At 73.9% G+C, this 13,081-nt stretch carries 11 protein-coding genes and 1 pseudogene; 5 read left to right on the top strand and 7 right to left on the bottom strand.

Annotated features, from left to right (window positions below):
• Position 1: 1 nt before the first annotated feature.
• The 6 genes and pseudogenes from ACIP4Z_RS05265 to ACIP4Z_RS05240 form a co-directional block, all read right to left on the bottom strand.
• Positions 2-1,162, bottom strand: coding sequence for a glycosyltransferase (locus ACIP4Z_RS05265; protein ID WP_401305236.1), 1,161 nt, complete (start codon positions 1,160-1,162; stop codon positions 2-4).
• Positions 1,163-1,350: 188 nt separating this feature from the next.
• Positions 1,351-2,034: pseudogene (locus ACIP4Z_RS05260) on the bottom strand (polysaccharide deacetylase family protein); the annotation flags it as partial.
• 286 nt (positions 2,035-2,320) lie between these two features.
• Positions 2,321-4,261: a murein biosynthesis integral membrane protein MurJ gene (murJ, locus tag ACIP4Z_RS05255; protein WP_401305234.1), complete on the bottom strand. Its 1,941-nt coding sequence runs from the start codon at positions 4,259-4,261 to the stop codon at positions 2,321-2,323.
• Positions 4,258-5,697: an O-antigen ligase family protein gene (locus ACIP4Z_RS05250; RefSeq protein WP_355336503.1), complete on the bottom strand. Its 1,440-nt coding sequence runs from the start codon at positions 5,695-5,697 to the stop codon at positions 4,258-4,260. Before ACIP4Z_RS05250 ends, murJ begins: the two co-directional genes overlap by 4 nt.
• 3 nt (positions 5,698-5,700) lie before the next feature.
• A complete protein-coding gene (locus ACIP4Z_RS05245; RefSeq protein WP_401305232.1) occupies positions 5,701-7,617 on the bottom strand; it encodes an exopolysaccharide biosynthesis polyprenyl glycosylphosphotransferase in 1,917 nt (638 codons plus the stop codon).
• A gap of 293 nt (positions 7,618-7,910) precedes the next feature.
• Complete coding sequence (locus ACIP4Z_RS05240) at positions 7,911-9,086, bottom strand: glycosyltransferase (protein WP_401305230.1); 1,176 nt, start codon at positions 9,084-9,086, stop codon at positions 7,911-7,913.
• 440 nt (positions 9,087-9,526) lie between these two features.
• On the opposite strand from ACIP4Z_RS05240, the gene ACIP4Z_RS05235 reads away from it, so the two are divergent.
• The 5 genes from ACIP4Z_RS05235 (at position 9,527) to ACIP4Z_RS05215 (ending at position 12,505) form a co-directional block, all read left to right on the top strand.
• Positions 9,527-9,937 carry a rodlin gene (locus ACIP4Z_RS05235; protein ID WP_355336500.1) on the top strand — a complete coding sequence of 137 codons (411 nt, stop codon included), beginning with the start codon at positions 9,527-9,529 and terminating at the stop codon, positions 9,935-9,937.
• Positions 9,938-10,263: 326 nt separating this feature from the next.
• The gene (locus tag ACIP4Z_RS05230) at positions 10,264-10,497 is read left to right on the top strand and encodes a chaplin (RefSeq protein WP_188280635.1); all 234 of its coding nucleotides are present in this window, start codon (positions 10,264-10,266) and stop codon (positions 10,495-10,497) included.
• A 164-nt stretch (positions 10,498-10,661) separates the two neighbouring features.
• Entirely contained in the window at positions 10,662-11,429 is a 768-nt protein-coding gene (locus tag ACIP4Z_RS05225; RefSeq protein WP_391159056.1) for a chaplin family protein, read from the top strand.
• Positions 11,430-11,573: 144 nt separating this feature from the next.
• Positions 11,574-11,939 carry a hypothetical protein gene (locus ACIP4Z_RS05220; RefSeq protein WP_355336498.1) on the top strand — a complete coding sequence of 122 codons (366 nt, stop codon included), beginning with the start codon at positions 11,574-11,576 and terminating at the stop codon, positions 11,937-11,939.
• 155 nt (positions 11,940-12,094) lie between these two features.
• Positions 12,095-12,505: a rodlin gene (locus ACIP4Z_RS05215; RefSeq protein ID WP_401305227.1), complete on the top strand. Its 411-nt coding sequence runs from the start codon at positions 12,095-12,097 to the stop codon at positions 12,503-12,505.
• 99 nt (positions 12,506-12,604) lie between these two features.
• On the opposite strand, the gene ACIP4Z_RS05210 is transcribed toward ACIP4Z_RS05215, so the two are convergent.
• Positions 12,605-13,060, bottom strand: a complete 456-nt coding sequence (locus tag ACIP4Z_RS05210) for a hypothetical protein (protein WP_391126687.1) — start codon at positions 13,058-13,060, stop codon at positions 12,605-12,607.
• Positions 13,061-13,081: the final 21 nt, after the last annotated feature.

The following is a 13,081-nucleotide window of genomic DNA, read 5'->3' as shown; positions in this document are numbered from 1 at the left end:
CTCATTTCTTCTGTCCCGGCCCCACGCCGGTGGCGGATGCGGATGCGGATGCGGTTGCCGTTGCGTACAGCCGCATCACGCGGTCGGCGGTGTGGGCGATGTGGTAGCTGTCGACGGCGGCGGGCACCGGCAACCGCCGTACGCCCGCGCCCTGTTGGGCGTGGAGCGCGGAGACGAGGTCCCGCGGGCCGGTGCCGATCCGGCGGGCGCCGGGCGCGCTGTCCGGCGGCAGGTCCTCGATCGCGGGGCACGCGGTGTGCAGCACCGGCAGCCCGGCCGCCAGCGCCTCGACCATGGCGAGCCCGAAGGACTCCTCGCGCGACGCGGACACGAAGACGTCCATCGCGGCCAGCAGCGCGGGCATGTCGGGCATGACACCGCTGCCGTCCTCCCCGCCCGCCGCGCCCACCAGATGCACGCGCGGCGCGACGCCGGTCGAACGGGCCAGCCGCAGCAGGGCGTCGTGCTCGGGCCCGGTGCCCGCGACGAGGAGATGGGCGTCCGGGACACCGGCCAGCGCGCGGATGACGGTGTCGAAGTTCTTGCCCGGTACGAGCCTGCCGACCCCGCCGACGACGAACGCCCGCTCGGGCAGACCGAGTTGGGCCCGCGCGGCGGCGCGCACCGCCGGGTCGAAACGGAAGCGGGCCGGGTCGATGCCGTTGGGCACCAGGTGGATACGCGGGTCGGGCACGCCCCACTCGCGCAGCCTGCGCGCGACCGTCGCGGAGACGGCGACGGTGGCCACGCCCAGCCGTTCGGTGGCCCGGTACAGCGCGCGGGTGCCACGGGTGAGCGGGCGGCCCTCGATCTGGGAGTCGCCGAGCGAGTGCTCGGTGGCCACGACCGTACGCACCCCGGCCAGCCGTGCGGCGAGGCGGCCGTAGACGCACGCGCGGTAGAGGTGGGTGTGCACGACGTCGTACCGGCCCGCCCTGATCTGCCGGGTGAGCCGGGGCAGCGCGGACAGGTCGCGGTTGCCGGTCATGCCCAGGTGCGTGACGCGTACGCCGTCGGCGCGCAGCGCGTCCGCGACCGGGCCGGGGTTGGTGAGGGTGATCACCTCGCTCTCGCAGGAGGCGGGCAGGTGGCGTACGAGCAGCCGCAGTTGCTGCTCCGCGCCGCCGATGCCCAGACCGGTGATGACGTGCAGGACCTTCACCTGGGCTCCTCCGGAGCGGCCGTCCCCCGGCCGGACCCCGGGCCGGACGGCGCGCCGTCCCGAACGCCGGACCGCCCGCTGTCCCGCACGCCGTCCCGCCCGCCTGACTGCCCGCCGTCCCGCACGCCGGGCAGGACGCTGATCCCGTCTCCCGGCACGGGCGTCGGCGCGGGTGCGGCGGGCGGCCCTCCGGCGGCCGTCGCCGTCCGCAGCTTGTGCAGCAGCCGCTTGGCGTTCAGCCGCCCCGCCGCGTCCCGTTGGCCGACGTACGCGCGCGGCAGCGCGAACGTCCCGGCGAGCGGGCCGGGGTCGACTGAGCACGCGTAGCGGTAACCGGCGCTGCGGGCGGCGGCCACCGTGCGGGCGTCGGTCGCGCCGTACGGGTAGCAGAAGCCGTCGGGCTCGTGGCCGGTGATCTCCCGCAACAGCTCGCGGCTCTCGGTGAGTTCGACGGTCAGCTCGTCCTCGTCGACCGCGGTGAGGTCCAGGTGCAGCAGGCCGTGCGAGCCGACCTCCATCCCGGCCGCCGCCGCCGCGCGGATGCCGTCGGCGGTCAACAGCGGCTTGCGCGGGCCCTGTTCGTCCCAGGCGTTGACGCCGCCGAGCCTGCCGGGCAGCACGAAGACCGTCGCGGTGTGGCCGTACCGGAGCAGCAGCGGGACGGCGTACTCCAGGAAGTCGGCGTAGCCGTCGTCGAAGGTCAGCCCGACCATGCGGCTCGCGCGTCCGGCCGCGTGGGCGCGCATCAACTCGCCGACGCCGACGCCGGTCAGGCCCCTGCGGCGCAGCCACTCCAGTTGGCGGCCGAGCCGTTCGGGCGAGACGGTCACCAGATACGGGTCGTCCCGGCAGTCGCCCACCGAGTGGTACATCAGCGTCCACGGCAGCGCGGCCTGCCTCCTGCGGCTGCGCGCGGCGCTGTGCGCGCGGGCCCGGTCGGCGGCGCTGTCGGGCCGGGGACCTGGGACGGGTCCCGAGCCGGAGCGGGCGCCGGAGACGCGCACGGGCGACGGGCGGAACGCGGTCGTCCGCGCGGTGGTACGTACCGAGGCCGGTCCGCTGGGGGACACGGGCGCGGATTCGGGGGCCGGGCCGGGGGACGGCCTGCGTACGGATCGGAGGACGGATTCCGGCGCGGAGCCGGGCATGGCGTTCGAACTAGGCATGGGACAGCCTTCGTTTCGCTGTGGCGAGCAGGTGCGGAACCTCCGGCACCCGCACCGCGGCGGCCGCCGCGGCGAAGGTGACGGGCACGGCGATGCAGCACACCGCCGTCGCGGCCAGCGGATCGGGGATCAGGGATCCGAGGCCCCAGCCGGCGACGGTGGCCACCGCCGCGGCAAGCGTGATCCGGCCTACGCCGGTGAGGAGTTGGCGTGCGCCGATCGCGATGGTGTGCGCCGCGAGGCCGCGGACCAGCAGTCCGGCGGTCACGGTGATCCCGGCGGCGTTGCCCGCCGCGATGCCGTACGCGCCCCACGCGCCGACCGTCGCCGCGTCGGCGCCGATCGTGACGAGCAGGCCCGCGGACATGGCGGCGGCCGGGTACCAGGTCGGCCGGGCGGCCGAGAAGTACGGCCTGATGAGCGCGCCCACCAGGCTCTGGCCGAGCAGCCCGAGCGCGTACACCCGCATCACGGCGGCCGTCGCCGCGGTGTCGGAGGCGTCGAACGCGCCGCGCTGGAAGAGCACCTGGATGATCTGCGGGGCGCAGCCGATGATGAAGGCGGTGCCGAGCAGGACCACGACGCACACCACCGTCAGGTCGCGCTGCACCTGCCGTCTGGCCCGCTCCCGGTCGCCGCGGGCGAGCGCCTGCGAGACGACGGGGAAGGTGACCGTGCAGATCATCACCGACAGCACCATCGGCATCTGCGCCACTTTCTGCGCGTAGTTGAGGTGCGAGATCGCGCCCGACGGCAGGGGCGCGGCGAAGAACCGCTCGATCAGCACCTGGGCCTGGCGGCTGACGGTGAAGAAGATGACGGGCGCGACCAGGGCGAGGCCGAGCCGGGACGCCTTGGGCCGCGTGGGGAGTTGGGGGCCGGTCCGGACGCGGGGGGCCCGGTGGGAGCGGGCTCCGGCGCTCGCTCGGCCGCCTGCCGGGGCGGATTCGCTTGCCAGGGACGGCGCTTCGGGCCCGGACCGGCCCGCGTTCCTCAACTGCCCCTCTCGCTGCGGCTGTTCGGGAATGGCCGCGGTCTTCGCCGGTACGGTCTGCCGCCCGGTGCGCAACTCGGCCAGAAACGCGGGCAGTTGGATGAGCACCATCAGCAGGCCGCCGACCGCGACACCGGCCGCTGCGGCCCGCGCGCCCCAGTGGGCGTGCAGCGCGAACAGCGTGCCGATGATGCCGACGTTGTACGCCACGTAGATCGCGGCGGGCGGCAGGAAGCGGCGGTGGGCGCGCAGCGCGGCGCTCAGGTACCCGGCGAGGCCGAAGGTGAAGACCGTCACGGCGGTCAGCCGCGTGCAGTCCACCGCGAGGCGGTGGTCGGTCAGTCCGGGCGCGAGCACGTCGACCACGAGGGGCGCGGCCACCGCGATGGCGGCTCCGACGGCGGCCAGCAGCAGCGTCAGCCGCGGCAAAGTGGCGGCCAGCAGGGCCCGTACGGGATCGCCCGTCCGCGCCGCCCGGCCGTCGGCCGCCCTTCCGTCCGCCCGCCTGCTGAGGGCGGCGGCGAAGGCCGGTACGAGCAGCAGCGCCATCGCGTCCTCGATCAGGACGGTCGCCGCCAGCTCCGGGACCGTCCACGACACGAGGAACGCGTCGCTGGCCGCCCCCGCTCCGAAGAGGTGGGCGATGGCCTGGTCGCGCACCAGCCCCAGCACGGAACCGGCCACCGACAGCACGGCGGTGACCAGGGCGGCCCGCGCGAGGCCCTTCGACCCCCGGTCGCCCCCGGAACCGGAACCGGAGCCGGAACTGGAACCGGAGCCGGAGCCGGAGCTCGGGCCGGATTCGACGCCGGTGTCGACGCCGCTTCTGGCTCCGTTGCCGTTGGTGTCGCCGTCGCCAGGAGCCGGGTCCGGGGCCCGGAGCGTACGGCCGGTCGGCGCGTCGTCCTCGTGGGCGGCGGTCGCCGCACTCGCGGTCATCGGCGGCGGCCGTCCGTGGCGTCGGCGCCGAGGTCCGCGTCGGCAGCGGCGTCCGCCGCGGGCGACAGCGCCCACCAGGCCGTCAGGCCGAGCAGCACCGCGGTCAGCACGGTGGAGGGCCCGCCGATGTCCGCGTAGAGGAAGTCGACGCACTGCCAGATCAGCAGCCCGACGGCGGCCAGTCCGCTCGCGGCGGCGCCCGGTGCGCGGTTGCCCGCGCGGCGGGCGCGCAGCAGACGGTCGGTGCCGCGGGTGAGGAAGGCGGCCCAGCCGCCGACGAGGAGAGCGAAGCCGATCAGGCCCTGCTCGCTGAGCGCGAGCAGATACATGTTGTGCGGCGACAGCAGCGGTTCACGGGTGAAGCGCTGCCCGGCCCCCGCCGTGTCGCTGCCCGACGACAGCGCGAGCGAGGCGTGCCCGTCGCGCTCGTCGGGGAAGCGCTTGAGGCCGACGCCGGTCGCCGGGTGCTGGCGCCACATGCTGACGGCGGCGGCCCACAGCGTGTACCGGTCGGTGACCGAGGGGTCCGGGTCCGCGGTGACCTGCGTGATGCTGCTGACCCGCTGCCCGATCATCTGCGAGCCCACGCCGAGCCCGCCGACCAACAGCACGGCGGAGGCGGTCAGTACGCCGAAGACGCGCAGCGCCTGACGCCGTCCCGACAGCACGATCATCGCCGCGCACGTGACGGCCGTGGCGATCCACGTACCGCGGCTGAAGGACACCGCCAGCGGTACGAGCAGCGCCGCCGCGCAGGCCAGCGCGGCGGGGCGCAGCCAGCGGGGCGCTCCCGCCGCGGCCGGTACGAGCGCGCAGCCGGTGGCGATGACCAGGCCGTACGCGACGACCGTCGCCATCCCCATGATGTCCGAGGGGCCGAAGGTGCCGACCGCCCTGATGTCCTCGCCCATGTAGGAGGCGCCGGTCGCGGTCGCGTACTGCCACACGCCGATCGCGCCCTGGACGAGGGCGACCGCGACGACGGCTCCCGCCACCACCGCGAAGTCCCGCCGGTCGCGCAGCAGCAGCACCAGCGAGGCGGGCACCAGGACGAACACCTGGGCGTAGCGCAGGAATCCGGCGAGTCCGGCCGCCGGGTCGACCGAGGTCATCGCGGACAGCGCGAAGCCGACGACGGGCGCGCCCAGCACCACCGCGGCGGTCGCGGTCAGCGGCCGTGCCCGGTCGCGCAGCAGCCGTACGGCGACGGTCAGGATGAGTACGGCGGAGGCGGCGTCGGCCGGGGTGACCTTGCCCGAGGTGCTGACGTCGCCCGTGCTGACCGGCGCCGCGAGCAGCAGCACGGTCGCCAGGGCGGGCAACAGCGGTGCCAGCCAGCGGTATCGGGCGAGGCCCGGGGGGATACGAGGGGCGGGTTCGGCTCGGTGCGCGGGCGCCGTGTTTCGCGCGGGCGCGGGCGTGGCGATCGTGGCCATGATTCAGCTCCCACCGAACCGGAAGAGCGAAGTCGCCGTGCGGGCGAGGATTCTGACGTCCTGCCAGAGCGACCAGCTGTCGATGTAGTGGTTGTCGAACCGCGCGCGGTCGGCGATCGAGGTGTCGCCGCGCAGCCCGTGCACCTGGGCGAGCCCGGTGATGCCGACCGGCATCCGGTGCCGGTCCTGGTAGCCGGGGTGGGTCTGGCTGAACTGCTCGACGAAATACGGGCGTTCGGGGCGCGGACCGACCAGGCTCATGTCGCCGCGCAGCACGTTCCAGAACTGCGGCAGCTCGTCGAGCGAGGTGCGCCGCAGCAGTCGGCCGACCGGGCTCACCCTGCGGTCGTGCGCGATGCTCCAGCGCGTCGCGGACTCGCCGGGGTCGGCCGGCCGCAGCGTACGGAACTTCAGGAGGGTGAACGGGCGTCCGCCCAGGCCGATGCGCTCCTGCCGGAACAGCACACCGGGGCCGTCGGTCAGCCGTACCGCGAGGCCGCAGCCCGCGAGGACCGGCGCGAGCGCCAGCAGGGCGGCCGAGGCGAGCACGATGTCGAGGGCGCGCTTGCCCCAACGGCCGGGCGGCGCGGGCGGATACGGGTCGAGGCGGCGGCACGCGAAGCCCCACAGGTGGCCGGGGGCCGCCTGGCCGTCGCCGGGGCCGGGACCCGCGGTGACCTGCCACACGCAGGCCCCCTGCGCGGCAAGCAGCCGTACCGTCGCGGTCGTACGCGCGTCGAGCGGCTGCGGGCCCGCGACGACCGCGTACCGCACCGAGTTCTGGATCACCGCGCGCGTGATGTCGCCGTGGCCGGTCAGCACCGGCAGGGGGAAGTCGTCGGGCGCGGTGCCGTGTCCGGGCCCCGGGCCCTGCTCCTGCCCCGGCACCTGGCCGGTGGCCGCGATGCCCACCGGGTGCATCCCGTACTCGGGATGCGCGTGCAGTACGGCGGCGACCTCGCGTACGGACCCGTCGCCGCCCACGATCAGCGTCGATCCGGGGTGCAGCCGCGCGTACCGGCGCCGCGCGCCGTGCACGACCCCGCGCAGCACCCACTGGCCCAGCACGGTCAGCACGAGCGCCGTCAGCAACTCGCTCCATCCGAGGGCGCTTTCGGGCGCGGTCGCCGCGGCCGTCACGGCCACCAGGCCCCACGCCAGCGTCGCGCACAGCGCCAGCGCCGGCACCTCGTCCGACGCCGTCGGCGCGAACCCCGGCCGGTACAGCCGCGCCCTGCGCAGCGCCGGGACCAGGCACCCGAGCAGCGGCGCCAGCAGCAGCGGCCCCACATCCGCCCGCACCGCGAACGCGCCCATCAGCGCCGCCGCGCAGTCCGCCGCCACCAGCGGCCCCGCCACCCGCTGCCGAAACGCCCGATGCCGCGGTCGGGACACCGTCGCGGGCGTCTGCCGCGGTGCCGACGCGGGCGTCTGCCGCGACGCCAACACGGGAGCCCGCCCTCCGCCGTCGCCGCCCTGCCCCACGACCACCCCGAGCACCCGCCCGGCCGAGGACGCCTCAGCCGCCTGCCCGTTGCCCCGCCCGGCTGAGCCGGTCCCGGGCCCCGTGTCCAGCGCGACACCGACCCCCCGGTCGACGGCCCGCCCGGGGGCCGGGCCCGCAGCGGCTTCCGGCTCCTGGCCGCGCGTGACGGCGCGGGGGCGTTCCGGGGCGCGGGTGGCAGTCGCGGGGGTCGTGGACTCGGGGCGTGGGCCGAGGGTGAAGCGGAGGCTGCGGTCGCCGCCCCACCTCGGGGGCGTACTGGACGCGGTGTCGGAGGCGGGGGCGAGCGCGAAGCTGAGCCTGCGGTCGGCGGCGCGCGCGGGCGCCGGTTCGGGCCCGCCTCCTTGGGCGCGGTCACCGCCCTGGCCGGGCGTCGCCGTGGCGTTCTCCGCGGCCTGGCCCACGACGCCCAGCACGCGCTCGCCACGGCCCCCGCTCGCGGGCGCGCGGTCGGCCGTACGGGCCGCGGGTGCGGCTGCACGGTCGGACGTACGGGCCCCAGGTGCGGGTGCGCGGTCGGCGGGGCGGCTTCCCGACACGGGCGCGCGGTCGGGCGTACCGCCTCCGGACGCGGGTTCGCGGTCGGGCGTACTGCCTCCGCGGTCGGGCGTACGGCCCCCTGGCGCGGGTGTGCGGTCGGCGGGGCGGCCTCCTGAGGGGAGGGGGCGGCCGGTGGGGGTGGGCGGCGGCACGCGCGCGCTCTCCCACGTCATCGGGTGACCCTCTCGGTGGGGCGGCCCGGCTGGGGCAGCGCGAGGACGTCGCGGTAGAGGTCGGCGACGGCGGCAGCGGTTCTTCGTACGTCGTGCCGTTCGCGGACGTGCGCGAGCGCGCGGCGACCGGCGTCGGCGCGCCGTACCGGATCGGTGAGGAGCCTCAGCAAGGCGTCGGCGAGGGCGCGTTCGTCCTCGACCGGGACGACGGAACCGGCGGCGTCGGCGGGCGGCACGCTCTCGCGGGCGCCGCTGACGTCGGTCTGGACGACCGGCCGTCCGCAGGCCATCGCCTCCAGGGGCGCGAGCGCCATCCCCTCCCAGCGGGACGGCAGCACGACGACGTCGGCCGCGCGGTACCAGGGCGCGGTGTCCACGGTGCTCCCGGCGAACAGCACACCGGGCGGCGCGTCCCGCAGCAGCGGCCGCAGCGCCGGGCCTTCGCCGACGAGCACGAGACGGGCGTCCGGCAGCCGCTCGCTGACCCGGGGCCACGCCCTGAGCAGCACGTCCTGGCCCTTCTGCGTGCAGAGCCTGCCGACGCACACGACCAGCGGGGTGTCGGGCCCGAGGTCCGACAGCGCGGGCAGCGCGGCCCGCGCCGAACCGACGTCCGCCGTGGGCGTGAAGTGCGTGAGATCCACGCCGTTCGGCACGACCGCCCACGTACCCCGTACCCCCGCGTCCTGTCCCGCGCGCCGCTCCGCGTCGCTGACGCACAGCACCCGGTCGGCCCAGCGGGCGGCGTACCGCTCCCAGCGCAGCGCGGCCCGCGCGGTCGGTCCCGTGACGGCGTCGAACGACCAGGCGTGCGGCTGGAAGACGGTCGGCAGGCCGCCGCGGACGGCCAGCCGTACCGCGAGCCCGGCCTTGGCGCTGTGGACGTGCAGCAGGTCGGGGCGGACGGCGCGGATCAGCCGGGCGACGGTGCGGACCTCGCGCGGCAGGCCGGGCCCCGGCGAGCGGCCGGCCTGCCACCGTACGACGTGGCCGCCGGCCGCCGTGACGGCCTCGGGGAGCGCGCCGTGCGGCGGACAGGCCACCACCGCGCGCGTACCGCCGTCGAGCTGGGCCCGGACCAGGTCCGTGACGACGCGGGCGACTCCGCCCTCGACGGGCTGGGTCACATGGAGCACCGTCAGCCCGGCGAGTTCGTACTGGTGTTGCGGCATCGCGCGCCGTCTCTCTGTCCGTGACCATCTCCGTGACCGTCTCCGGTGGACCGACCGGGGCCGAGGAGAAGCCGATGGGTTTGCTGCGTGTCATGTGCGCGCCCGCGCGTTCGAGCGGGCTGCGTGGAGTCAACGAATCCCGTGCCTGTCAGGTAATCCTCGTGAAACAGGAATGCACGGTCGCAGACCTCGGCGCACGATTCACGTAAGGCGCGCGGCCCGCCGAGCAGGACGAATGTCTTATGACGATCACATGACCGGTGTTGACGAGACGTCAACCCACGTCACCGCCGTCACCCTTCCGATATGCCCTGGCGCCCGGCCTCCGGGGGTTCTATCCATTCGGGTGAAACATCATTACTAATCGCCTGGGAGCCGGTTGGTCAGTGCGACCCATGTAGACCCATGTACAGGGCAATCTCACCCAAGAAGGACCAACCGTGATCAAGAAGTTCCTCGCCACGGCCGCCGTCGCCGTCTCCATCGCGGGCGTCTCGGCGTCGGTGGCCCCCTCCGCGATGGCCATCGGTGACGACCACGGAACCACCACCGCCAACGGCAACGGTTCCGAGCAGAGCTACGGCAACACGTACACCAGCGGTTACATGAGCCCGTCGTTCGCGCTGGTCCAGGGCTCGCTCAACAAGCCCTGCCTCGCGCTGCCGCTCAAGGGCAACGTCGGCTCGCTGGTCGGCGTCGTGCCGGTCACCGTCCAGGACATCAACGTCCTGTCGTCGCCGCAGAACCAGCAGTGCACCGAGAACTCCACCCAGGCCAAGGGCGACGAGCCGCTGTCGCACATCCTGGACAACATCCCGGTGCTGTCCGGCAACGGTGCCGCCAACCACTGAGCCATTCCCCTGGCTCCGTACGGCCCCGGCCGTCGACTTTCCGTCGACGGCCGGGGCCGTACGCGTTTTCCGCGCCGGGTTTCCGCGCCGGGTTTCCGCCCCGCGCCTTCCGTCCCGCGCCTTCCGCCTCGGGGTTTCCGCTCCGGGCGGAAAAAGCCGAGCCATTCGAGTGGATGATGGAAGGCGCCGCACGCTGGGGAGTTGCTTACGGTCGGCACCCGTCGTTAGCCCGGTCGGTAGTGGTGTTCACGGACGCGGATTTCCTGTGTCCGGCCCGTACGAAGGACGTGCTGGTGCCAGACACCGCTCCGGAAAGGGAGCTCAACGTGAAGTACTCGAAGGTCGCGGCGGTCGCTGCCGGAACGCTCATGGCTGTGGGTGTCGCGGCCCCCGCGTTCGCCGACTCCGACGCCAGTGGCATCACCTCGCACTCCCCGGGCGTCCTGTCCGGCAACAGCATCCAGGTGCCGATTCACATCCCCGTGAACCTGTGCGGCAACACCGTCAACGTCATCGGTCTGCTGAACCCCGCGTTCGGCAACACCTGCGTCAACAAGTGACGAAGTGAAGTGACGTCGTCCTGTCAGGCCGTCAGGTTCTGATCCCGGACCGCCCCGGAGCGTGTGCGTCGCGCTCCGGGGCGGTCCGTCTTACGGGGATGGGCACGGGACGGCCGCGGGACGTATTCGGCGCAGCCGAAGAACCGAGCGGAGAAAAGAAGTCGATGCGACACATCTTGAGCCGGAGCCTGCTCACCGTCGCCGCCGCCAGCAGCATCCTCGCGGCCACCGGGGGGTACGCGAACGCGGATTCCGACGCGCAGGGCGGTGCGTCCAACTCACCCGGCCTGCTGTCGGGCAACAGCGTCGAGGCACCGGTCGACGTCCCGCTGAACGCGTGCGGGAACAGCGTGAACGTCGTGGGAGCCGACAACGCCGCGCTGGGCAACCACTGCTCCAACGAATCGCATTCCCACCACCACACCGCTTCCGGCGCCCCCTCCTCCGCCCATTCGTCGGGCACCCAGGGCTCCGCGGGCGTGGCCTCAGGGAACTCGGTGCAAATTCCGGTCGACGTTCCGCTCAATGTGTGCGGAAACACCGTGGACCCCCTGGCGCTGCTGAATGCGGTGTCCGGGAATTCCTGCGACAACGACGGCACGGGCGCGCACGCGGTCACCGGCACCGACACCAGTTCGGTGCACACCGATCCGACGGTCGACGTCCGGAGGCTTCCGCCGGCTCCCGAGCCGAACCACGCGGTCCCCGCCGTCCTGGACGGGGTTGACCAGCAGTCGCTCGCCGAGACCGGCGTCGCCGGCGGCGAGTTCGGGGCGGCCGGGGCGACCAGCGCCGCGCTGCTGCTCGGCGGCGCCATGCTCTACCGCCGCGGGCGCGGACCGCGGGTCGCGCACGCCGCCGCCCACGGCGCGCACGCCGCGTCGGGCGCCCACGCGGCCTCCATGGCCCGTATTCGCCGCACGTATTCGTAACCCTGGGCAACGGAATTAATACGAGAATTGGGCGAGGCGGCTCTCACGTTCGGGTGATTGTCGAGAGGCCGGTTTACTCCTCGTTTCCGTTGCTATCCGCGGTCGTTGACCATGCCGACAGACACCGGCACTGAAAGGGTGGCAATGAAGTACTCGAAGGTCGCAGCAGTCGTGGCCGGATCGATGATGGCGGTCGGCGTCGCCGCGCCTGCCTTCGCCGACGGTATGACGGCGCCCGAGATGCCCACCGCGGCCACGATGCCCACCAGCATCAACGGCGGTGTCGAGCAGGCCCTGAACGAGCAGCCGCTGCAGCAGCTCAGTGACGGCCTCAAGGTCGACTCCGCGCTCCGGACGGTCAGCGCCGCCGCCGACCGCCTGCGCGGTGAGACCTCGACCGACGCGCTCCTCGGCCAGGCCACCTCCGCCACCAAGGATGCCGCCACCTCCACCGTGACCGGTGCGGTGCCCGGTGCCTCGCTGCTGGGCGGACTCCCGCTCGGCCGCTGACCCGGCCCCGGCTCCCCCACCTGCCGCGCGTCGGCTTCGGCCATCCTCGCGGCAGCACTCCGCCATCGGAGTGAATCGCCGGAACCAAACCCCACGTGAGCGGTTGATCAGATCGCTCCAGAACCGTGCAATCGAGCACCAAAAAGGGATTTCAGATGATCAAGAAGATGCTGGCCGGCGCTGCGCTCGCCGCCTCGGTTGTTGCTGTCGGCGTCACCGCCGCCCCGCAGGCCATGGCCCTCGGCGACGACCAGGGCACGACCACGGTGAACGGCAACGGCGCCGAGCAGAGCTACGGCAACACCCACACCGGCGGCACCCAGAGCCCGCAGATCGGCCTCGTCCAGGGCACCCTGAACAAGCCCTGCCTCGGCGTCCCGGTCAAGGCCAACGTCGGCTCCCTCGTGGGCCTCGTGCCGGTCACGGTCCAGGACGTCAACGTCCTGGCCTCCCCGCAGAACCAGCAGTGCGCCGAGAACAGCAGCCAGATCAAGGGTGACGAGCCCGCCTCGCACATCCTGGACCAGATCCCGGTCCTGTCTGGCAACGGCGTGCACAACGGCTGATCCGCCCCCCACGGCTGATCTGCTCCACCGCACCGCACAGCGAACTGCCCGACCCGGCCGCACCGGCCGGATCGGGCAGTTCGTCGTTGAGAGGTGTTCCTAGCGCAGCGTGGACGCGTCACGGCGGCGGGTGACGCGGGTGACGTACCAGTGGATGAGCAGGCCGGTCGCCATGACGATCGTGACGATCTGGGACCACACGGCGAGCTTCTTGTCGTAGAACCAGACCGGCTCGTACATGTTGGGGAACGGGCCGTGCGCGCCGACGTTCACATAGCGGTAGAGCATCAGGGCGAAGAGGCCGCCCGCGGCGACCAGCCAGGCCAGGGCGGCGCTGAGCGGGCGGCGCCAGACCAGGATGAGCAGGGCCGCGAACGACGCCATGCCCGCCTCGATCCGGAAGAGCGTGCCCTGGCTGATGTCGGCGGACACCGCGTCGTACTGGTCGGCGAGCTTGGCGTGCACATAGGCGTCCACGGCGAGCCCGGCGGCGGCGACGAGGCGTGCCGCCAGGTCGAGCGCTCGGCCGGTGGAGCTGACCCCGGCTGACGGCATGACGGATCCTCGTTTCCTCGT

The organism is Streptomyces sp. NPDC088910 (assembly GCF_044749865.1).
GTDB lineage: Bacteria > Actinomycetota > Actinomycetes > Streptomycetales > Streptomycetaceae > Actinacidiphila.
The sequence above is the reverse complement of the archived record's forward strand: the minus strand, read 5'-3'. Positions and strand labels throughout refer to the sequence as shown.

What these genes read in the sequence shown, in the direction of transcription:
- ACIP4Z_RS05210 (WP_391126687.1), bottom strand. Translation starts at nt 13,060, where the DNA reads ATGCCGTCAGCCGGGGTCAGCTCCACCGGCCGAGCGCTCGACCTGGCG.
- ACIP4Z_RS05215 (WP_401305227.1), top strand. Translation starts at nt 12,095, where the DNA reads ATGATCAAGAAGATGCTGGCCGGCGCTGCGCTCGCCGCCTCGGTTGTT.
- ACIP4Z_RS05225 (WP_391159056.1), top strand. Translation starts at nt 10,662, where the DNA reads ATGCGACACATCTTGAGCCGGAGCCTGCTCACCGTCGCCGCCGCCAGC.
- ACIP4Z_RS05240 (WP_401305230.1), bottom strand. Translation starts at nt 9,086, where the DNA reads ATGCCGCAACACCAGTACGAACTCGCCGGGCTGACGGTGCTCCATGTG.
- ACIP4Z_RS05250 (WP_355336503.1), bottom strand. Translation starts at nt 5,697, where the DNA reads ATGGCCACGATCGCCACGCCCGCGCCCGCGCGAAACACGGCGCCCGCG.
- ACIP4Z_RS05220 (WP_355336498.1), top strand. Translation starts at nt 11,574, where the DNA reads ATGAAGTACTCGAAGGTCGCAGCAGTCGTGGCCGGATCGATGATGGCG.
- murJ (WP_401305234.1), bottom strand. Translation starts at nt 4,261, where the DNA reads ATGACCGCGAGTGCGGCGACCGCCGCCCACGAGGACGACGCGCCGACC.